Origin of the sequence: Aerococcus sanguinicola, assembly GCF_001543145.1 — a bacterium.
Taxonomy (GTDB): Bacteria; Bacillota; Bacilli; order Lactobacillales; family Aerococcaceae; genus Aerococcus; species Aerococcus sanguinicola.
On sequence record NZ_CP014160.1, the window covers coordinates 983,642 to 1,003,701 of the forward strand.

Annotated in this window: 20 protein-coding genes, 2 tRNA genes and 1 rRNA gene; 15 read left to right on the forward strand and 8 right to left on the reverse strand. The window is 48.2% G+C overall.

The window, feature by feature from the left end:
• Positions 1-84: 84 nt before the first annotated feature.
• From rrf to AWM72_RS04350, 5 genes are all read left to right on the forward strand, one after another.
• Positions 85-200 (forward strand): 5S ribosomal RNA (gene rrf, locus AWM72_RS04330).
• Between the two features lie 10 nt (positions 201-210).
• Positions 211-284, forward strand: a tRNA-Asn gene (locus AWM72_RS04335).
• Positions 285-301: 17 nt separating this feature from the next.
• Positions 302-374, forward strand: a tRNA-Thr gene (locus AWM72_RS04340).
• A 133-nt stretch (positions 375-507) separates the two neighbouring features.
• The gene (locus AWM72_RS04345) at positions 508-1,863 is read left to right on the forward strand and encodes a GntP family permease (protein ID WP_067973774.1); all 1,356 of its coding nucleotides are present in this window, start codon (positions 508-510) and stop codon (positions 1,861-1,863) included.
• 194 nt (positions 1,864-2,057) lie between these two features.
• Positions 2,058-3,152 (forward strand): aminotransferase class I/II-fold pyridoxal phosphate-dependent enzyme, encoded by a 1,095-nt coding sequence (locus tag AWM72_RS04350; protein ID WP_067973777.1) that lies wholly within the window; start codon positions 2,058-2,060, stop codon positions 3,150-3,152.
• Between the two features lie 60 nt (positions 3,153-3,212).
• Here AWM72_RS04350 and AWM72_RS04355 read toward each other — a convergent pair whose 3' ends face one another.
• From AWM72_RS04355 to AWM72_RS04380, 6 genes are all read right to left on the reverse strand, one after another.
• Positions 3,213-3,815, reverse strand: a complete 603-nt coding sequence (locus AWM72_RS04355; RefSeq protein WP_067973780.1) for an ABC-2 transporter permease — start codon at positions 3,813-3,815, stop codon at positions 3,213-3,215.
• Complete coding sequence (locus AWM72_RS04360) at positions 3,796-4,680, reverse strand: ABC transporter ATP-binding protein (RefSeq protein ID WP_067973783.1); 885 nt, start codon at positions 4,678-4,680, stop codon at positions 3,796-3,798. The genes AWM72_RS04355 and AWM72_RS04360 overlap by 20 nt, the downstream gene beginning before the upstream one ends.
• Complete coding sequence (locus tag AWM72_RS04365) at positions 4,677-5,063, reverse strand: GntR family transcriptional regulator (protein ID WP_067973786.1); 387 nt, start codon at positions 5,061-5,063, stop codon at positions 4,677-4,679. The genes AWM72_RS04360 and AWM72_RS04365 overlap by 4 nt, the downstream gene beginning before the upstream one ends.
• A 295-nt stretch (positions 5,064-5,358) precedes the next feature.
• Entirely contained in the window at positions 5,359-5,556 is a 198-nt protein-coding gene (locus AWM72_RS04370; RefSeq protein WP_067973789.1) for a type II toxin-antitoxin system antitoxin, read from the reverse strand.
• A gap of 2 nt (positions 5,557-5,558) precedes the next feature.
• Positions 5,559-6,584 (reverse strand): SPFH domain-containing protein, encoded by a 1,026-nt coding sequence (locus AWM72_RS04375; RefSeq protein ID WP_198434433.1) that lies wholly within the window; start codon positions 6,582-6,584, stop codon positions 5,559-5,561.
• A gap of 212 nt (positions 6,585-6,796) precedes the next feature.
• Positions 6,797-7,105 (reverse strand): hypothetical protein, encoded by a 309-nt coding sequence (locus AWM72_RS04380; RefSeq protein ID WP_067973791.1) that lies wholly within the window; start codon positions 7,103-7,105, stop codon positions 6,797-6,799.
• A 119-nt stretch (positions 7,106-7,224) separates the two neighbouring features.
• Here AWM72_RS04380 and AWM72_RS04385 point away from each other — a divergent pair, with 119 nt between their 5' ends.
• From AWM72_RS04385 to AWM72_RS04430, 10 genes are all read left to right on the forward strand, one after another.
• Positions 7,225-7,518: a GNAT family N-acetyltransferase gene (locus AWM72_RS04385; RefSeq protein WP_067973794.1), complete on the forward strand. Its 294-nt coding sequence runs from the start codon at positions 7,225-7,227 to the stop codon at positions 7,516-7,518.
• A gap of 86 nt (positions 7,519-7,604) precedes the next feature.
• Complete coding sequence (locus AWM72_RS04390) at positions 7,605-8,033, forward strand: universal stress protein (RefSeq protein WP_067973799.1); 429 nt, start codon at positions 7,605-7,607, stop codon at positions 8,031-8,033.
• A gap of 260 nt (positions 8,034-8,293) precedes the next feature.
• On the forward strand, positions 8,294-9,190 hold the full coding sequence (locus AWM72_RS04395) for a LysR family transcriptional regulator (RefSeq protein ID WP_067973802.1): 897 nt from the start codon (positions 8,294-8,296) through the stop codon (positions 9,188-9,190).
• A gap of 673 nt (positions 9,191-9,863) precedes the next feature.
• The gene (amaP, locus tag AWM72_RS04400) at positions 9,864-10,442 is read left to right on the forward strand and encodes an alkaline shock response membrane anchor protein AmaP (RefSeq protein WP_067973805.1); all 579 of its coding nucleotides are present in this window, start codon (positions 9,864-9,866) and stop codon (positions 10,440-10,442) included.
• A gap of 17 nt (positions 10,443-10,459) precedes the next feature.
• Positions 10,460-10,675, forward strand: coding sequence for a DUF2273 domain-containing protein (locus tag AWM72_RS04405; protein ID WP_067973809.1), 216 nt, complete (start codon positions 10,460-10,462; stop codon positions 10,673-10,675).
• Positions 10,676-10,754: 79 nt separating this feature from the next.
• A complete protein-coding gene (locus AWM72_RS04410; RefSeq protein WP_067973813.1) occupies positions 10,755-11,204 on the forward strand; it encodes an Asp23/Gls24 family envelope stress response protein in 450 nt (149 codons plus the stop codon).
• A 260-nt stretch (positions 11,205-11,464) separates the two neighbouring features.
• Positions 11,465-12,046 carry a DJ-1 family glyoxalase III gene (locus AWM72_RS04415; RefSeq protein WP_067973816.1) on the forward strand — a complete coding sequence of 194 codons (582 nt, stop codon included), beginning with the start codon at positions 11,465-11,467 and terminating at the stop codon, positions 12,044-12,046.
• Complete coding sequence (gene yidD, locus AWM72_RS04420; protein ID WP_067973820.1) at positions 12,039-12,350, forward strand: membrane protein insertion efficiency factor YidD; 312 nt, start codon at positions 12,039-12,041, stop codon at positions 12,348-12,350. Before AWM72_RS04415 ends, yidD begins: the two co-directional genes overlap by 8 nt.
• A gap of 702 nt (positions 12,351-13,052) precedes the next feature.
• Positions 13,053-14,783, forward strand: a complete 1,731-nt coding sequence (locus AWM72_RS04425; protein WP_067973823.1) for an ABC transporter ATP-binding protein — start codon at positions 13,053-13,055, stop codon at positions 14,781-14,783.
• Positions 14,780-16,576, forward strand: a complete 1,797-nt coding sequence (locus AWM72_RS04430; RefSeq protein ID WP_067973828.1) for an ABC transporter ATP-binding protein — start codon at positions 14,780-14,782, stop codon at positions 16,574-16,576. Before AWM72_RS04425 ends, AWM72_RS04430 begins: the two co-directional genes overlap by 4 nt.
• 681 nt (positions 16,577-17,257) lie before the next feature.
• Here the strand turns inward: AWM72_RS04430 and AWM72_RS04435 are convergent.
• Entirely contained in the window at positions 17,258-18,505 is a 1,248-nt protein-coding gene (locus AWM72_RS04435; protein WP_067973831.1) for a peptidase U32 family protein, read from the reverse strand.
• A gap of 25 nt (positions 18,506-18,530) precedes the next feature.
• Entirely contained in the window at positions 18,531-19,451 is a 921-nt protein-coding gene (locus AWM72_RS04440) for a peptidase U32 family protein (protein WP_067973834.1), read from the reverse strand.
• Positions 19,452-20,060 lie beyond the last annotated feature (609 nt).

Here is a 20,060-nt window from a genome sequence, read left to right on the forward strand (position 1 = left end):
AGGATAAGATTGTATGAGTGGTTGGGTAATTACGAGCAGATTCAGTTTTGAGAGAACAAGCTTTTCTCAATTAAATAGAAATTGTGCGGTGGTAATGGCAAGAAGGTCACACCTGTTCCCATGCCGAACACAGCAGTTAAGCTTCTTAGCGCCGAATGTAGTTGGGGGTTGCCCCCTGTGAGACTAGGACGCTGCCGCGCAGTTCATTATTCCGCAATAGCTCAGTTGGTAGTAGCGCTTGACTGTTAATCAAGATGTCGTAGGTTCGAGTCCTACTTGCGGAGTTTTTCTTTTATAGCTTGCTGCAGTAGCTCAGTCGGTAGAGCGTCGCCTTGGTAAGGCGGAGGTCGTGGGTTCAAATCCCATCTGTAGCTTCATTTAGGGGGCCTAGTTCAAACTAGGTCTTTTTTCTTGCTTTATTGCTTAGTTTAAGCGGTCATGTTCGCAATTTGTTTTTTTATTTGATAGACTAAATTAGAATGGATAACTTAATATAAGGAGATTATTATGGAAATTATTGGATTTATTGGCGTTTTAGCCGCCATCTGTTTGATTATCCTCTTTTCAGCTAAGGGGCTCAATATATTAATCGGAGCTCCTCTAGCGACAATGGTAGTCTTAGTAACGAATCGCATGAATGTACTGGAATGGATGCTCAGTCCTGAGCAGTCTTACCTGGCTTCAGTGGGTAATTTCTTTGTCAGTATGTTCGCACTGTTTATCTTGGGGACGATTCTGTCGCAGTACATGCAGGATTCCCATGCGACGACCTCGATTGCGCGGACGGTCTTAAAGATTGTGGGCCGGGATAAACCTTTTAATGCCCTCTTTGCCCTCGCTGTCATTGGGCTCTTGATTTCTTATGGGGGGATCAACTCGGTGATTGTTTACTTCGCGATTATTCCCATTGCTCACTCGGTCTTTAAGGAACTGGATATTAATTGGCGCTTGATCTGTATCCCTGTCTTCTTAGGGGTGGCGTCAATTACGATGACCATGCTGCCAGGGACCCCTTCACCAACCAATGTTATCCCAGCAGAAGCTCTGGGCACATCAATGACGGCTGGGAAATTGCTCGGTTTCGGGGCGTCGATTGTGGCCTTTATTTATGGGGTGGCCTACATGAAATTCCGCTTGGACAAGAGTTTAGCTAATGGTGAGACCTTCTATTCTTACCTCGAGGATACGGACCAAGAGCTGCCAGACCCTGATGAGTCCGACCTGGATGAAGAGGAAGTGGCTGAGGAAGATATACCACCTTTCTTCTTGAGTATCTTGCCGATGTTGGTCTTGATTGGGATTATCTTTATGTTTAGTGAAGTGACTAATATTGTTGTCATTGCCCTCCTAGTAGCTGTTTTACTCTGTGCTATTTTCTTCAGAAAATATTTGAATTCTTCGGATAAGGAACTCTTGAATGAGGGGGCAGCTGATGCTGTAATGCCAACCCTAGCCATGGGGAGTACAGTGGCATTCGGGACGGTCTTGATTGAGTCGACAGGCTTTAACTTCATTGTGACCTTCTTAAACAGTGTCCTTGCCAACCCAGTCTTACGCTTGACCATCGTGTCCGTTGCCTTGGGGGCTATTACTGGTTCTTCTTCAGGGACAGTGGGGATCTTAGTCAATACGATGGCACCAGAGATTATTGCTGAGGGGGTTGACCCTGTTGTCGTTCACCGGATCTCAGGTGTGGCATCTTCAATCTTTGCTCTCCTTCCCCATGCCGGAGCCTACATTACCTTTAGCTCTCTAACACATCTGCCTCAGAAGTCGACTTATCGTGATTCCTTCGCGATTGTCGGTGGCTGTCACTTCGTTGCTTTAATTACCATGTTAGTGATCACTTACTTCTTTTATTAAAATTAGCCGGCAATCTTTGTCATTGCCTACCTGCACCCTAGCTTATGTCGTGAGCTGGGGTGTTTTTGATTATGATCAAGTTGGAAAATAATTGATCGCTTTTAGCGAACACAGGTGTTCTCTTATTGATCGCTTTTAGCTAAGGATTCCATGCTATGATGAATGATATATATAGAGAACAGGGGCAGATAAATATGAAACACGTTGAAACGATTTTGGCGCAGTTAGGTAACCACAGCGATCCGCGGACAGGGGCAATTAATACACCAATCTATCTCAGTACAGCTTATGCCCACCCACACTTGGGGGAATCGACGGGTTATGACTATGTGCGCACCGCTAATCCGACTAGAGATGTCTTGCAGGCAGGAATTGCAGAGCTCGAAGGGGGCAAATATGGCTTCGCAACGGCTTCAGGGATGGCAGCTATCCAGTTAGTCCTGGAAGGTCTCTTAAAGGCTGGCGACCGGATTGTTACCCTCCAAGATCTCTATGGGGGGGCCTACCGTTACTTCCACCACATGGAAGAATTAGGGGTCTACCAATTTGAATACTGTTTGGACCAGGAAGCTTTGGAGGCTGCCTTGAAGGAAGAGACAGCCATGGTCTTTATTGAAACCCCCACTAACCCCTTGATGGTAGAATTTGATATTGAAGCCATTGCTGATTTGGCCAAGGCAGCGGGCGCGCTCTTAGTGGTCGACAATACCTTCTATACACCGATTATCCAACGGCCTCTGGAACTTGGAGCAGATGTTGTTGTACATTCGGCTACTAAATACTTGGCTGGCCACAATGATGTTCTAGCTGGCTTGGTGGTCTGTTCGCGCGATGACCTCGGAGAAAAATTAGACTTCCAATTGAACACAACGGGCTCGACCTTGAGTGTCTTTGATTCTTGGTTAGTGATCCGGGGCTTGAAGACTTTGGCGCTTCGCTTCAAGCAGCATGAGAAGAATGCGCGGGCTATTGTGGACTACCTGAAGGAAGAGCCCCTAGTGACAGCCGTGAATTATCCTGGCCGTGGGGGGATGTTGTCCTTTGCTATTAAGGATACGGAATTGATCAGTGACTTCCTCCAGGCCCTAGATATTATTACCTTTGCGGAGAGCTTGGGTGGGGTGGAGAGTTTGATTACCTATCCTAAGACCCAGACCCATGCGGATATTCCTGAAGAGGTCCGGCTCTCTTATGGTTTGACCGATGAAATTTTACGGATTTCGACGGGGATTGAATTTGCTGAAGACTTGGTCGCAGACCTCAAGCAAGCTTTTGATGCTGTGCGTTAACTTGCTAGCCAAGTAAAAAGGAAGTCAGAGCGGATGGCTCTAGGCTTCCTTTTTCTATTATTATAGGTCTTTTTGCTGGTAGTATTTGATGGATAGGAAGAGGGAGAGGCCCCAGAGACAAGTGCAGATGAGGTAAAAGGCCATCAGCAAGCTTGTGGTGGAGAGGGATTGGAGCCAGATGATAACCTGCCTACCGCCGTCGAATGTTTTCATGAGCCAGGGGCCGATGGTGAAGCTAGCGAACCAGATGACCATAAAAATCAGCAGGGAGATCCGGCGCCCTAGGAAGAGATGGAGGGGGAAGAAGAGGGCCACGACGAGCAAGCTCAAGAAGAAATAGAAGACGGCTTGGCTGAAAGGATAAGTGGGGGTCAGGAAATTTAGAGCATAGCCAATCAAGAGGAGAGCGGTCGTCGAAGCCATGGCGAAGAGGTAGTGGGCCAGGACATACTGGCTACGGCTGACCGGCAGGGAGTTGTAGAAGACTTGGTCACTGGCGTTCTCAGTGGACAGGCACATGATCGCGCCATAGAGACTGATAAAGGGAAAGAAAGAGGCAGACTTGTCTTCGCTTAAAGTAAAGGTGAAGAAACAAGCGATGAGGAGTAAGACAGCTAAGAACTTCCAAGACTGGAGCCAGTCCTTATAAATCAGTGCTTTCATGAGAATCTCCTTTCACTGTGTGGTACATGATATCTTCTAAGCTAGCCCTTTCAATCATTAGCGCCTGCCCGTAGTTTTCTTTTAGCGCCTGCGTATCTTGACTGAGGGCTTTGAAGCCGTGGGGACTGGTCTGGATGCCTTCTAGGAGTGCTACTATTTCTGGGTCTTCCAAGAGCTCAACAGGCCCCTTAACCAAGCGGTAACGGTCTCTAAGGTCGAGCGTCGAGGCATTAAAGACGACTTGCCCCTGGTCGATAAAGATGATGTAGTCAGCAATCTGCTCGAGCTCTTGGGTATTATGGCTGGAGATCAGAATGCTTGTCTCCCCGTCCAGCATTTCTTCCTGGAGCAGGTCTAGGATTTCTCGGCGCACAATCGGGTCTAAGCCTGAACTTGGCTCATCGAGAATAATTAAGTGGGCATGGTGGGAGAGGGCAATGGCTAGGGCCAGCTTGAATTTCATCCCCGTCGAGAAATCCTTGATCTTCTGGTCGACGGAAAGGCCGAACTGGTCACAATAGCGCGAAAAAAGGCCTGTGTCCCATTGACTGTAGGCCTTTTTGACAATATTCTCTAATTGTTTGATCTTGAAATTCTCAGGGATAGGGTTTTCAGCATAGACAAAACCAATCTGGTCTTTAATGGTAATGGCGTCTTGATCCATGGACCGGCCGAGAACTCGGATAGCCCCTTGGTCGGCATGGATGAGTCCCATGATTAATTGCATGGTGGTGGTTTTCCCTGAACCATTAGGGCCAATGAAACCTGTAATATAACCCTTAGGAATAGCTAAATCAAGCTTACCCAGCTGGAAAGATGGATAGGCCTTAGTCACCCCGTCTAAACGAATGGCTTGGTCTGTCATGATGACGATTCCTCCTCTTCAAAAAGTGACTGTAGTAACTGATAAAGGTCCTTGGCGTTGAGGTCTAGCTTGCGCGCGGTACGGACCGCCTCCTGCAAGTAATGGTCTAATTTCAAGCGCTCTTGTTCCTGTAAGAAGTCCACATTCAAGTGGGCGACAAAGGTTCCCTTGCCTGGTATGGATTGGACGAAGCCCGCTTGTTCGAGCTCTTCGTAGGCCCGCTTGGTAGTAATAATCGACACATTGAGGTCACGGGCAAGTTGCCTTAAGGAGGGCAGTTGCTGGCCTGGTGTCAGGCTGCCCTTGAGGATTTGTCCTTGGATTTCTTGGATAATTTGTTCGTAAATTGGTTGGTCACTGGATGACGACAATAAAATATGCATAAAATCTCCCACTCATATCGTATATATACGGTATATACAGTATAGGTGAAATTTCTCGAGAAGTCAAAGCAAAAGCCAGCAGAAAGTGATGGATGCTCTGCTGGCTTTTAAAACTTTTTTATGCTTTTCTGAGAAATGACTGAGACAAAGATTCCGATCTCTTTTTAAATAGCAAATATTTTTCAAAAACCTGTTCCAAAAGTCAGACCTGACATCCACTTCACGAACTATGTCCAAACGTTGATCAACGCTTGGACATAGTTCGCTCCAGTGGTTCAGGCCTGATCGACTTTTGTCACACTCTCTCAGGTTCGAAGTGGTCGTCCTGGCTTTCGGAGACGTATTTGCCATTTTTCTTGTGCTGTTTGACGCAGGCGGTGAGAAGATATTCGATCTGACCATTGATCGAGCGGAAATCATCTTCTGCCCAGGCTGCGAGTTCTTGGTAGAGCTTGTCGGAAATCCGGAGGGGGACTTGTTTCTTCTTAGCCAAGGCTAGTAGAGGCTCCCTGAATTGACAATGGGTGAGACGTCGTTATTTCCGCATAAGACGACGAGAAGGTTGGAGACCATGGCAGCCTTGCGTTCTTCATCGAGTTCGACGACGGACTCTTCTTCTAGTTTGGCCAGGGCCATATCGACCATGCCGACTGCGCCGTCCACGATCATGGCGCGGGCATCGATCAGGGCGGAGGCTTGTTGGCGTTGGAGCATGGCAGCTGCGATTTCTGGTGCATAGGAGAGGTGGGTGATCCGAGCTTCCAGGATTTCTAGCCCAGCAAATTCCACCCGTTCTTGGATTTCATTCTTGATGCGTTGGGCCACAATTTCCGAAGACCCGCGTAAGGACCCATCGTCAGGTTCGCCGTCCCCGCTAGTATCGATAGGAACGCGAGGATTGACGTCATAGGGGTATTGGCGGATGATATTGCGCAAGGCGGTATCTGTTTGCAGGGAGAGATATTCCTTGAAGTTATCGACATTGAAGACTGCCTTGGCTGTGTCGTTGACCTTCCAGATAACAGCGACACCAATCTCAACTGGGTTGCCCAGATAGTCATTAATCTTTTGCTTGGAATTGTTGAGGGTCATGACCTTCATCGAGATCTTTTTGTCCTGACGATTGAGGTTCAAGCTAATGGCTTCCTTATCTTGGCTGGCCCCGCTAGGTTGCTCACTAACATCCCCGCTCTGTCCTAACTTGGTCTGGGCCGCTGGGTTAAAAGCCTGGGCGAAAGGGTTGACATAGTAGAAGCCCGCTCCCTTGAGGCTTCCATAGTAGTGGCCAAAGAGGGTTAAAGTCAGGGCTTCTTGGGGCTTAAGCACCTTGAGACCAAGGAGGAAGACCCAAGCGAAGGCGATATAAGCCAGGGCTAGACCAATCACCAAGTTGGATCCAGCCTGGTTACCGTCTTGATTAATGCCCCAAATAAATCCTAGAACAGCAAGCACTAGTAAGACAAAATAAGTGATCAAGACGATCATGCCCTTCTGTTTGCCGACGAGCACCTTCTCTTCGATCTTATCGCTGTGGTCCAACTGTTGGCCCAGCTGGTCAATTTGATTCTGATTCTTCTTCATTTCAACATCCTCCATTCTATTTGATATCATAATGATATCATTTTATAATATACTATGCAAGAAAACCCTTACAAAATAAAAATCCCCTAGTCAATGACTTGGCTAGGGGAAATGGGCAAAATTATGCCAGTATCCGTGTTCTCTTGTAGTTTTTATTCCTGTTGGTAGCGGATAGCAGCTAGTTTGAAGGCTTCATAGCTATCGTAGGGGCTATGGGCCGCTATGATAGGGTCCAGCTGTTGGCTCGGCATGTCCTCCATAGCTTCCAGACTGTCCCTACCGACTTGGGCTAGGAGGTCGCCCTTGGAGACTAGGTCGGAATGAGCCTGGAGGAAGCTGTTGCTGAAGAGCTGGTCCAGCTTGCTGGCATCCACTGGCTCTTTTGTCTTCTTTTTCTTCTGGGCCAGGTCAAAGCGGTCGCCGAAGCCCTTGAGCTGTGTGATATCGAATTTAAATCCCATGTGATCGACTCCTTTCTTCCAGTATAATCACCTGGCTGGTAAAAGCAAGGGAGCAAGGCTCTGGCGAGGCAATTGACTAAAAAGATGTTAGAATAAGACCAAGAAAGGAGCGATGCCTAATGGCTAATGAAATTATCAAAGAGAATAATGCCTATGTGATTCGTTCAGATGAAGGCGAGAAAATCGCTGAAATTACTTATTCCCCAGCTTCCGAGGACTTTGTGATTGCCGACCATACCTATGTGGATGAGAGCTTGCGCGGGCAAGGAATTGCGGGCAAGTTGCTGGACCACCTGGTGGCTGAAATGTCCAAAGAAGGTAAGCAAATTAAGGCTCTCTGCCCTTATGTTGTGCGTAAATTCCAGGAAAATCCTGAAAAATATGACGCCATTAACTTCGATAAGAAAGATTAAGCGAAAGACCTAGAAAGCGCTTGCTTCCCTCTGCTTTTGGGCTATAATTAGGTTAGTAGAAAAAATAGTTCACGGAGGGGATTATAATGAAAGAGATTAAACGTATTCTAGCCCCTGTGGATGGGTCAACACCCGCCAAAGCGGCCTTAGAAGCAGCAGTTGACTTAGCCCAACACCATGGGGCTGATCTGACGATATTGAACGTGATTGATGACTTCGGTGCTTATACGGATGCTAGCGATTATACCAAGCTGAGCGATATCTTATATGACAAGAACCGGATCAAGTTGGAAGAGGATGAAGCTTACGTCAAGTCCCTGGGCTTTGACCGGGCAGAAATTAAGCTGCTCAGAGGCGAAGCCAAGGATGAGATTGTGTCCTATGCTGAGGCCAATGACATCGATCTGATTGTTGTGGGTTCAACCGGTAAGGGCAGCATCCGCCGGGCCCTCTTAGGCTCTGTATCATCCTATATTGTCCGCCATGCCCACTGCGATGTCCTCGTGGTGCGCTGATCGGGGACATTCGGAATTTCGATAAGCACTGTTCGCTTTTAGGTGTCAGTGGCCTAGCTTAGATACTGATAAAATAAGACAAAAAGCTGATGATGACAAGCTTTTGGACCAGATTTTGGTATTTGGCCAAGCCTGATAAAATCACTGATCACGCGCTAATTAAGGGGGCTCCAAAATGGGGCCCCTATTTTTTTGCTTGCGCAAGTGCGCTTATTTTTGTATAGTAAGTGATGATAAGAAGAGAGGCGAGGGGTGCGACAATGAATTTTCATAAATTAAAGTATGTTGTAGTGGCAGCAGATAGTGGGTCCTTCCGGGAGGCTGCCCGCCGCCTGTACATGGCTCAATCCAGTCTATCCACTGCGATTAAAGAATTAGAAGAAGAATACCAGATCCAGATCTTTGAACGGACCAAGCGGGGGATCTATATCACGCCGGAAGGGAGCGAGTTCCTCTCCTATGCCCGGGATATCCTCTCCCAAGTGGATGTCTTGGAGAAGCGCTACCTGGAGCCAACAGGCAAGCAGATTTTCTCGGTGTCGGGCCAGCACTATGACTTTGCCTCCGAGGCCTTCTCCCAGCTGATTGCGGAATCGGACACCTCGCAGACAGACTTCCGTTTGTTGGAAACCTCAACCAAGGAAGTCCTCCACGATGTGCGCTCAGCCTACAGCGAATTGGGCATTCTCTACATGAATCCCAATAACCGTAAAGTCATCCAGCAATACCTGAACCGCCATGAGCTGGACTTCGTGGAGTTGGGTGAATTCTCGGTCCATATCTTTGTGGGCCATGACCACCCCCTAGCGGACCGGGACAGTGTGAGCTTAGAAGACCTGGAACCCTATCCTTCCCTAGGCTTTGAGCAGAAGGAGAGCAATACCCTGCAATTCTCGGAAGAGGTGATTGAAGGGGATAACAAGGACCAGCAGCAGATCATGGTTTCCGACCGGGGGAGTTCTATCAATGTCCTGGTCAATACCGATGCCTATCTGATTGGCTCCGGAATCTTGAGCTCACCCTTCAAGACCATGATGCGGACCATCCCTGTCCGCGACCAGGAACCCAACCATATCGGCTATATCCACGCCAGCTACCGCAAGCAATCCGACCTGGCCAAGCGCTATATCGAGCTCTTGACGGACATGGTGGATTAATAGTATAAGCAAAGTGATGCCCCCAAAACGTGGACTAAGTTTTGGGGGCTATTGCTTTAGCTAATGGGGATTAGATTGCAGCGTCGTAAAGTAAAAGTTAGTGATGAAAGTTGACCAAGTGATACGGAAAATGTTTCAGATATTTGAAAGCGGTTGAGTATTTTGTTATGGTGAAAATGTACAAAGAAGTTAGTGAGGTGTGATAATGAAAAAGGAAACCATATTTTCACCTTTTGCCTTAATCTTTGATATTGGTATACTTGTTTTCTGGATTAGCTTGCAGGTTTACCTAGGATCTACCTGGAAAGAAGCCATCTTCTCTGGATCAACTTGGTTATTCTTTTTGGCTGTTCTATCTTATGTTTCTAGTTTTATCAGGTACCACAAGGGTAAATGATTCATTCTAAGCTTAATCTCTTGAGATGTGCCAAATAATAGACTAGACAGCGATACAGTGCCCCTAAAATTTGGATTCTTAGTCCAAATCTTGGGGGCTTTTCTTATTTCGTGATAACTTCTATGTAAGACATTTTCCTGCTTTTAAGCGAATAGACGCTTTCGATCCCAAAAAATACCCCTTTTTGCAAGCGTATAATTTGCTTATTGTGGCTTGTATCCGCTAAAATGAAGGTATTAAGAAAGCAATATTTTGTTTCAGAGTGGAGGGATCTCAATGGGAGGCTTTCGTCGTTTTATCCAGATTGTCGTTACATTAATCTTTATTTTGGCCCTAGTTGCCGCCATTTCCTTGTTCTACCCAATTCCTTACCTATCCGCCTTCGCGATTAGTTACTTAGCTGGAAATTGGACCCTACGTTTGGTTGTGGCCGTGATTTTAGGCCTGCTCTTACTTTATTGTGTCTTCCTGTTCTTCAGAGCCTTATTTGTTGCCAGCAAGCACCGGAGAATGGTGATGGATGCGTCACGCGGGGATATGAATGTATCCAAGCAAGCCATTGAAGCAACAGCTTTGAGTGCCGTGAAGCATGTGGGGAATATCTACTATCCAGATGCTAAGGTGACCATCTACGATAAACCTGAGGATACAGAAATCGATATCCAAGTGAGTGTTGGTGAGATGGATAATGTGCCAATGCTCGGTCAATTGATCCAAGAGCGCGTTCAAGCAGCCGTACAGCGGACCTTGCACCTCGATGTGCACCGGATTGATGTCAAGATTAACCAAGTGAGCCCGGCAGAGAGTCGTCAAGCCAAGCACTTGACCCGGCCAGCGCAACCACGTGTTAGATAGTCAGGAGGAGTCAAATTATGGATAATGAACAAGTAAAGAAAGTTTGGGACCAATACAGTGGTCGGATTATTGGCGCAGTACTCGGCTTTATTTTTGCCCTCTTATGGATGAGCATTGGCTTCGCTGAAACCTTGCTGATTTTTGTGGTAATGGGTGCTGCCTACTGTGTGGGCGCTTACTTCGACGGAGAATTAGATCTTAACGCTTGGTTAAAATTCTTCAATATCAAGTGATATCAGTTTCATTTCTAGGTAATTTTTGTTAGAGTGAAGATAGTGTAAATGTAATAGAATAAGTAAAGGGGAGTTATTAATGTCTGAACAAGTTCAACATCAAAACGAATTAAGCTATGAAGACAAAGTAATCCAAAAAATTGCCAACTATGCGGTACAAAACGTTGATGGCATCTTAGAATTAAAAGGTGGCATGACTTCTGGCATCAAAGGTTTCTTCTCAGATAACGGTGAAGATGAAACCCGCGGCGTAAGTGCTGAAGTTGGTAAGAAAGAAGTAGCTCTCGACCTTGAAGTTATTGGTGAATTCGGTAAAGACTTACGCAAAGCCTTTGACGATACCATTAAAGTTGTAAGCGAAAACGTTGAACACATGACTGGCTTAAAGGTTGTAGAAGTTAATATGCACGTTAATGAAGTTTACACCAAGAGCGATTATGAACAAAACAAGAGCGATAAAGAACGCGAACAAGCAGCACGTCGCCGCAAAGAAGCTAGCGACTACTCTGGTTCTTCACGCGTTCAATAAGATCTATAGTGAAGAGCATGTTAAGTGTTCAATCGAGAAGCTAGGACAAGCAGCCTAGCTTCTTTTCTTTTAGGGAGATAAGTTAGGGATCGCCGTTTCTAGTAGGCTTGATTAATAACAAAAGAATAGTTGTATTATCAGTTAAATTTTGAGCAGGAGTGGAACTTTGAATTTGATAGAAAACTAGAGTAAAGGATAGATTCTCTTAACAAAAATTCTTAGAAGGCCTATAATAAAGTTAAGTAAAGGAGGAATGTATGATGCGTGCAATGATTTTACTTGGAAGAGGTTATGAAGAAGTTGAAGCGCTGACTGTGGTGGACTGGTTCCGGCGGGCGGGGCTTGAGATTGATATGGTCTCGGTGTCGGATGAACTGGAAACAGTAGGTGACCACCAAATTCACATCCAGGCTGATAAGCGTCTGGCCGAGATTGATCCCAGCGATTATGACTTGATTGTGACCCCAGGTGGCATGCCTGCTTCTAAACAATTAGCAGAAGATTCAGCTGTCCTAGAATTGGTCCAAAGCCACCACCAAGCTGGCAAATGGTTGGCTTCAATCTGTGCTTCCCCGCTTATCCTAGAAGCAGCTGGGATTGCTAGTGAAGCGGAAGGAACCTGCTATCCAGGGATCGAAGAGAAGGTTCACTTCAAGGAACATAAGGAAGACTTGGTGGTCGTAGATGAAGAAGCTAAGTTGGTGACTTCCCGCGGTCCAGCTACAGCGACTTATTTTGCCCTCCGCTTAGTGGAAAGCTTTGCCGGTGAAGAGGCCGCTAGTGACTTGAAGCAAGCCTTGCTCCTTGACCGGGTGGAAGCGAGCCTAGTCGATCATGCTTAAGGCTCTTTTCCAGGCTCCCGTTCGTTTCTACCGGGCTTATATTTCGCCCTTATTTCCTGCCACTTGCCGCTACTATCCTTCTTGCTCGGCCTATATGCTGAGAGCTCTGGATAAGCACGGCGCCTTGAAGGGGGGCTTGATGGGGCTGGGGCGGATCTGCCGCTGCCATCCTTTCATTAAAGGCGGCTTTGACCCGGTACCTGACCACTTCACCCTTTGCCGCAACCGGGAGGAGATCTCGGAGGCAGAGCGGGCTCTCTTGATCCAGGCCAAGGCAGAAGAAATGAGCGACCAAGAGCTTTAGAAAATCCTATTATTTTTTTCAAAAAGGGCTTAGGAAAAATTCACACTTAATTCACAGGGGACCCTTATAGTATAAGCATACCCAACAAACCCAAATAAACTTTTCTTCATATCTTTCTCCTCCAAATTGAAAGATATCTGAAAAAGGCTGAGCTGTGGAAAGGCCAGCCTTTTTCTTTTTGTCAGGGTGTGAGGGAGCGTGGTTAGAAGTGGGCCTCTGCAGCGAAGCAACAGAGAAGACTGAAAGTCTTCGGCGGCGCTTTGTGAAGAGGAGCCACTTCTGCGCGACCGAACCCGACTAGATAAGGGTGAGAGAGGATGCGGGAGAAAGGGACCTCTGGAGCAAAAAGGCAGAGAAGGCTGCAAGCCTTCGACGTCCTTTTGTGAAGAGGAGCCCTTTCTGCATCCTCGAACCCGACTAGCCCGAACCCGACTAGCCCGAACCCGACTAGCCCGAACCCGACTAGCCCGAACCCGACTAATACTACGGATAAAGCACAAGACGGCTTCAGCCCTTGTTGATCCACTGAACATTTAAGGACCAATTTCAAAAGCGGAAGGGATGCTCACTAATACGGTGTGGTAAGGCTTCAGGATTTTTTGAGTAAGCAAGCTTGAACTTTTGCTGGTAAGCCCCTATAATGACTAGGCGAGCTAATGTTGATGGCTCCATGATTATTTATAAATGGAGGGGTGTTGCGCTTTGAAGTTTATTTGGAAATATCTGAAGAAATATCCTGGCGACTTATTGATGTTGTTTCTAGGCATGGCTGCTTTTGTAGCGGTGACTCTAGGCCTACCAACTATGGTCGCTTTTATTATTGACCACGCCATTGTGGCAGGCAATATGTCCGTCTTTTACCGTTATATGGCCTATATGGTGGTCTTTGCCTTAGTTGGGGTAGTGGGCCAGTTGATGGCTTCTTACTTTATTAGTAAGATCGTCAACGATATGACCATGAAGATCCGCAATGACGTTTATGCGAAGATGCAGTCGCTGTCGCACCATGAATTCCAAGAATTAGGGGTGCCGTCGCTGACGACACGGATCACAACGGATGCCTTTATTCTTTTACAATTTACCCAAATTATGTTGCGAACAGGTATGACATCGCCCTTGATGATTGCGACGTCTATTTTTATGATTACGACCATTTCGCCAGCCCTGGGTGCTTATATTATTCCGATTGTACCGATTATCCTCCTCTTGGTCCTCTTTATGACCAAGCTCACCCTGCCTATCTCAGAAGACCAGCAGGAAAGTTTGGACCGGATCAACCAGAGTTTGCGTGAGAATATTACGGGGACCCGGGTTGTGCGGGCCTTTAACCGCCAGGGCTATTTTGAGAAGCGCTTCGCCAAGGTGGCCAGTCTCTACAAGCAGCTCACCAAGAAGCTCTTCAAGTTAGTGGCTGTGACGCCTTCTGTTTTTAGTTTTCTCATCAATGTTACCATTATTATGATTATGCTAGTGGGGTCACGTTATATTGAGCAAGGCCAGCTCCAGGTGGGGAATCTCTTCGCCTTCATTGAGTATGCCTTCCACATCTTAATTTCTCTGATGCTTTTTGCCAATATTTATATGATGTACCCCCGGGCTCTCGTTTCGGCGGGCCGGCTCCAGGAAGTCTTGGATACGCCAATTACGGTTGAAAATCCTGACCAGCCTGTGATGGAGACCGATGGCAGTGGGCGTTTGGAGTTCCGCCATGTGGACTTTGCCTATCCAGACGCCAGAGAGCCTGTCCTAAGAGATATTTCCTTTAGCTCTAAGGCAGGGGAAACGGTGGCCTTTATCGGGTCAACGGGTTCGGGGAAATCAACCATTGTGAAGTTGATTCCACGTTTCTACGATGTGACCAAGGGGGCTATCCTCATCGATGGGGTGGACGTCAGAGACTTAGACCCTACTGTCTTAAGGGATAAGATTGGTTTTACCCCGCAAAAAGCCAACTTATTTACGGGTGAAATCGCAGACAACCTCCGCTATGGGAAAGAAGATGCTACGGAATATGATATGGATGAGGCGACTTCGATTGCCCAGGCCCGTGAATTTATTGAACGCCTGGAGACTCGCTACCATACCCACCTGGCTGAAGGGGGAAGCAACCTCTCCGGTGGGCAGAAGCAGCGCTTGTCTATTGCCCGGTCCATTATCGGAGGACGGGAGATCTATATCTTCGACGACTCCTTCTCCGCTCTCGACTATAAGACCGATGCGGCCGTCCGCCAAGCCCTCAAGGAAGAGACCAAGAATGCGACAACCATTATTGTGGCTCAGCGTGTGGGAACTATCATGCATGCGGACCAAATTATTGTGCTCGACCACGGGGAGATTGCGGCACGAGGCACCCACGAGGAACTTCTGAAGACCTCTCCGCTCTATTACGATATTGCCTCATCCCAACTTAGTGAGGAGGAATTGGCTCGATGAAATCAACTGAATTAATGAAGCGTATCTGGTACTATCTGCGCCCCTACCGTCTGCAGTTCTATCTGGCCATCCTAGCGACTGTCGTGATGTCGGTCGCCAATGCCTTGGAACCCTATGTTCTTGGCCTGGCTATTACGGAAGTGGCCAATAATGTCATCGACATGGTCAAGGGGGTGCCGGGAGCTGGGATCAACTTCCCTTACTTGGTCCGGATCCTAGTGATTTATTTAATCCGCGGCCTTTTCTTCCAGGCTGGCCAATACTTGGGGATTTACTTCTTAACCAATGCTACCCAGGATGCCATGTACGATCTGCGCTTGGATATTTCGCGCAAGGCCAACCAATTGCCGGTTGCCTACTTCGACCAGAACCAGACCGGGGATATCCTCAGCCGGATGACCAATGACGTGGATGCGATCTCTAACGCCATGCAACAGTCCGCTATGCAGCTCTTTATCGGGGTCTTACAGATTTCCCTAGCGATTATCTCCATGCTGCTTTTGGACTGGCAATTGGCCCTGATTAGCTTGGTGATGTTACCGGTCAGCTATTTGGTGGCACGGCGGGTAATTCATTACTCCCAACCGATCTTTAAGGAACAGGCGGATGCTTTGGGCCATCTCTTTGGTTATACCCAAGAAAACTTATCCGGCTTTACCGAGATTAAGGTCTACAACCGCCAGGAAGAATCAATTAAGGAATTCCAGCACCGCAACAAGCAATTGCGCGATATCGGCTTTAAATCGAGTTTCTTGTCTACGATTCTCCAACCCTTGCTCAGCTTTATCTCCAATATTTCTTACATTGTCATTACCTTCTTCGGGTCGCTGAAGAGCTTCCACGGCACATTGACGGTCGGGAACCTCCAAGCCTTCTTGAACTATGTTTGGCAAATTAACCAACCTATTAACCAAATTACCGAACTGTCCGGTCTGATCCAGAGCGCCTTTGCAGCAGGTGGGCGGATCTTTAGCTTCCTGGATGAGGAAGAAATCAGGACAGCTGGCGAAGACCAGACCTTGCCTCGGCCGGTTAAAGGGCATGTGCGTTTTAACCATGTTCGCTTCGGCTATGATCCTGAGAACCCGCTGATGAAAGATGTGAACTTCGAAGTGCAACCAGGGCAAATGATTGCCGTGGTTGGGCCGACCGGTGCCGGGAAGACGACCCTGATCAACCTCTTGATGCGCTTCTATGATATTGATGGAGGCAGCATTGAACTGGACGGGGTGAATATCCAGGATGTTTCCCGTGAAGACCTGCGCCGGAACTTTGGTATGGTCCTCCAGGATGCTTGGCTCTTCAATGATACGGTGATGGAGAATATCCGCTTTGGGAACCTGGAGGCGGGCGACTATGAGGTGATTGAAGCGGCTAAGGTGGCTAATGTGGACCACTTTATCCAAACCTTGCCGGGGGGCTATCAGATGGAAATTAATGAGGAAGCCTCCAACGTCTCGCTCGGGCAGAAGCAGTTGATGACCATCGCTCGGGCGGTGATTGCGGATCCGAATATCCTGATCCTCGATGAGGCCACCTCCTCCGTCGATACCCGCTTGGAACAGCTGATCCAAGAGGCCATGGATAAGATTATGCAGGGGCGGACTTCCTTCGTTATCGCCCACCGCTTGTCGACTATCCGCAATGCTGACATGATTCTCGTGATGCAGCAGGGGGATATTATCGAACACGGGACCCACGATGAACTCCTGGCCAAGGGTGGCTTCTATGCTGATCTCTACAACAGTCAGTTCAATGAAGAAACCGCGACGGAAATTCATATGGGTTACTAGGGGGACTGTGCGTTAAAAGTCGTGCCCCCTAAAAAGCCAAAAAGCTCCGAATTCCAAGATTTGATTGACTTGGATTCGGAGCTTTTTAGTTTGGCTTCTTTAGTAAGTGGTGGAGGTGAGCTGCTATTTGGTTGTTGGAGTTGGCTTGATGCTTTGCACTTAGAGGATGGTTGGGTCTTGGCTGCTGGAGAGTCCCTGTGTGTCTGCTAACTTGTGAATGAGCCTTCCGTTGGCGACTAGGCTGGGATCGGCTAGCGAACAGGGCTTCTATTAGAAAGTAGGGTCGCGTCAACTTGCAAAGGAGGCTCCGCTTAGCAAGTAGCTTGGTGGCAATTAGCGAAGAGGCCCCCTGTTTAGCAAGTTGAAGCTCTGCTCGGCAAGCAGCCTGGGCTCTTCCATAATGAAAACAAGCTAGCAAGAGTCTTGCTAGCTTGTTGGTCCTTATTTTAGTGGGAATTGGCTTGGCAATCCATATTCGGGCCTTTTTAGTGTGGGTTGATCATCCTCAACCCACACTCCTGGTGCTTGTTTCAAGCTTGGTCATTGCCAAGCCACACTTTCGTGGTCTGATTATGGATTGTACCTTGCCAATCCACAGTGCTAGGTTCTGAGTGTGGGTTGGAAGCTGCCAACCCACACTCCCGATGTCTATTTAAAGGTTGAATGCCTTTGCTCACACCCTTATCTTTCTTTTCGGATCATGTCGTGGGCTTTGACGGGTTGGTTGACTTTCATGCTGATGATTTGCATGGCGTGGGGGGCGCGGTCGATGGATTGGCCGTCTTCGTCGCGCATGGCGGTGAGTTCTTGTTGGAAGTGGCGCATGCCGGGGCCGTAGAATTCGATGAGGTCGCCGACGCCAAAGTTGTTTCGCTGTTGGATGGTGGCGATTTGGCTGTCTGGGTCATAGTCTAGGACTTCGCCCACGAATTGGTAGCGGGGGATCCGGCGGCGCTTGCCGAAGAGTTGTTCGTTCTCAGTTGGGCGGCCATAGTAGAAACCGGTTGCTAGTTCACGTTGGGCTGATTTCCAGAGTTCGTCAATCCATTCTTGTTGGACTTGGTAGTTATCGGGGTCTTCCAGGTAGGCATCGATGGCTTTACGGTAGACATTGATGACGGTGGAGACGTAGTGGATGGACTTCATCCGGCCTTCGACCTTCAAGGAGTCGATGCCGTTCTGGATGATATCAGGAATGTGGTTGATCATGGAGAGGTCAACGGCTGACATGGCAAAAGGTTCATCGATATCCGTGCCTTCTTCACCCTTGCCGACCATGTAGCGGTCACCGAGCTTGGGCATGTCATAGAGGCCATATTGCCAACGACAGGATTGGCAGCAGCCGCCCCGGTTAGCGTCGCGGTGGGCCATGTGGTTGGAGAGGGTACAGCGTCCCGAATAGGAGATACACATGGCGCCATGGACGAAGGCTTCAATTTCGACATTGGTTTTTTGGCGAATTTCAGCGACTTCAGCCATGGAGACTTCCCGGCCCAGTACACAGCGGGTGAGACCGGCATCTTCCCAGAAGTTCAGGGTTTCATAGTTGACGGCAGATTGCTGGGTCGACAGGTGCATTTCCAGGCCTGGCGCGTCGCTGGCACAGATTTGCATGAGGGCAGGGTCGGAAATAATGACCGCATCGATACCGATATCGCGGATGGTGCGGAAGAATTCGCCAGCGCCTTTTTCATCGCCGACGTGGGTGACCATGTTAGAGGCCACATAAACCTTGGCATTGTGTTTGTGGGCATAATCAACGGCTTCACGCATTTCGTCGAAGTCGAAGTTGCCTGCCCGACTTCTTAAGCCGTATGCCTCGCCGCCGATATAGCAGGCATCGGCGCCGTAGTGGATAGCAATTTTTAATTTTTCAAGGGTCCCGGCTGGTGCTAGGAGCTCGGGACGTTTTAATTCACTTTGTGTCACACTGATTTCCTTTCTAGTTAAGTGCTTATTGGACAGTATCCTTGTCGAAGAGGAAGAAGCCAGTCGAAAGTTCGCGGTTTTCTGGATGAAGCTCGCGCACTTTTTGGTCGAGCTGGAGGGCATAGGCATCATTCCATTGGCCAGCCTCAATCGCATCGCGGGCCTGGGCAAAGAGGCGGTTGATGTCGACAAAGGCTTGGCCGGGGCAGTAGATGCCGTCCGCATACCAGTGTTGGATGCCGGCTTCTTGGAGGTCGTCCAGGTACATCATGAGGTCCAAGTCGTTGTTGGCGAAGATATGGGTGCCGTGGTCGTCTTCATAGATGGAATAGTGGGTCTCGTCCTTCTTGGGTTCGGAGAGGAAGAGCTCGTGTTCGGCGACCTCGGTCTTGTCCTTGCCGACAAAGTTAAAGTAGTTGTCAAGGAGCATGCGGCCGCTCTGGTGGATGCAGGAGGCACCGTAAGTTTGGACCATAAGTGGAATCTTGGCATCCCGGGCCATCTCAGTTAGTTCGACATAGGGAACTTCCCGGGCCACCAGGGCGCCGACCGCACCGTACTGGGCCCAGAAGTTAACTTGTCCCGGACTAGTTACAAGGACAGAGGCGTCGTAGATATAAGGCATGCGGTAGGCTTCTTCTTTGAGGATTTGGATCAGACCGGTGTCGCCAACCATGAGTAAGTCAGCGCCCATGCCCTTGACCGCAGTCAGATAGTCGCGGGCCCGGTCGATCTTGTCATTGTGGAGGATAGCATTGGCTGCGACAATCACCTCTTTGCCTGCTTGGTGCGTGATGCGGATCATTTCAGCCATTTCTTCCCGGTCAAAATATCCCGGCAAGCGGAGGCCGTAGCTGCTTTCGCCAATGACGAGATAGTCGACGCCGGCTTCCAGCAGGGCTTGACCTTGGCTCAAGGATTCAGCTGTCGCAATCAATTTAATCATTCGTTTCTTTCCCTCTTTCTTCATTATAGTACACATCTCTACATTTTAAGTTCAAAAGCAATAAATGTCTAGGCCTTTCCGCAAAAGTTGGGGAAATCTTAGTGAGAAAGCCAATTTTAAAGGGCAGTGGCTATGAAAAAAACAAGACTGCTTATGATAGTGTGCTGGAGAGCATCCGTTACACTTTCGAATTTGATTGTTAAAGAGAAGAAAAGTTCATTTAAAAAGCCCTGGGCTACTCGTTGAGGAGTGAACCAGGGCTTCTTTGTAAAGAATTGTATTGATGAGCATCCGTTTCGCTTTTGAAGTTGGTCTTTAAATTTCAAAGGTTCAAGAACGGCTAGCACCGTCTTGTACTTTATCCGTACGTCGCTTTGCTCCTACGGCTAAAGCAGCACCGGCTCGAGCCAAGGTCTCTCACCTAGAGAGCTTCAAAATTAGAATGCGACAAAAGTCGGGAGCTCTGAACCACTGGAGCAAAGGAGGGAAGAGCCTTGTAGAGGCTCACCCATCCTTTGTGAAGTGGAGTCAGAGCTGACTTTTGAAGCAGGTTTCGGCTAGTAACGGCTGACGCCGACTATCCGTAATTCACATCGCTTGCTTATTCAT

Bases quoted from the DNA above. Each gene is read 5' to 3' on its own strand.
- AWM72_RS04385 (WP_067973794.1), top strand. From the start codon at position 7,225: ATGGCTAATGAAATTATCAAAGAGAATAATGCCTATGTGATTCGTTCA.
- AWM72_RS04410 (WP_067973813.1), top strand. From the start codon at position 10,755: ATGTCTGAACAAGTTCAACATCAAAACGAATTAAGCTATGAAGACAAA.
- AWM72_RS04345 (WP_067973774.1), top strand. From the start codon at position 508: ATGGAAATTATTGGATTTATTGGCGTTTTAGCCGCCATCTGTTTGATT.
- AWM72_RS04440 (WP_067973834.1), bottom strand. From the start codon at position 19,451: ATGATTAAATTGATTGCGACAGCTGAATCCTTGAGCCAAGGTCAAGCC.
- amaP (WP_067973805.1), top strand. From the start codon at position 9,864: ATGGGAGGCTTTCGTCGTTTTATCCAGATTGTCGTTACATTAATCTTT.
- AWM72_RS04365 (WP_067973786.1), bottom strand. From the start codon at position 5,063: ATGCATATTTTATTGTCGTCATCCAGTGACCAACCAATTTACGAACAA.
- AWM72_RS04350 (WP_067973777.1), top strand. From the start codon at position 2,058: ATGAAACACGTTGAAACGATTTTGGCGCAGTTAGGTAACCACAGCGAT.
- AWM72_RS04380 (WP_067973791.1), bottom strand. From the start codon at position 7,105: ATGGGATTTAAATTCGATATCACACAGCTCAAGGGCTTCGGCGACCGC.
- AWM72_RS04395 (WP_067973802.1), top strand. From the start codon at position 8,294: ATGAATTTTCATAAATTAAAGTATGTTGTAGTGGCAGCAGATAGTGGG.
- yidD (WP_067973820.1), top strand. From the start codon at position 12,039: ATGCTTAAGGCTCTTTTCCAGGCTCCCGTTCGTTTCTACCGGGCTTAT.
- AWM72_RS04390 (WP_067973799.1), top strand. From the start codon at position 7,605: ATGAAAGAGATTAAACGTATTCTAGCCCCTGTGGATGGGTCAACACCC.
- AWM72_RS04355 (WP_067973780.1), bottom strand. From the start codon at position 3,815: ATGAAAGCACTGATTTATAAGGACTGGCTCCAGTCTTGGAAGTTCTTA.
- AWM72_RS04430 (WP_067973828.1), top strand. From the start codon at position 14,780: ATGAAATCAACTGAATTAATGAAGCGTATCTGGTACTATCTGCGCCCC.
- AWM72_RS04405 (WP_067973809.1), top strand. From the start codon at position 10,460: ATGGATAATGAACAAGTAAAGAAAGTTTGGGACCAATACAGTGGTCGG.
- AWM72_RS04415 (WP_067973816.1), top strand. From the start codon at position 11,465: ATGCGTGCAATGATTTTACTTGGAAGAGGTTATGAAGAAGTTGAAGCG.
- AWM72_RS04360 (WP_067973783.1), bottom strand. From the start codon at position 4,680: ATGACAGACCAAGCCATTCGTTTAGACGGGGTGACTAAGGCCTATCCA.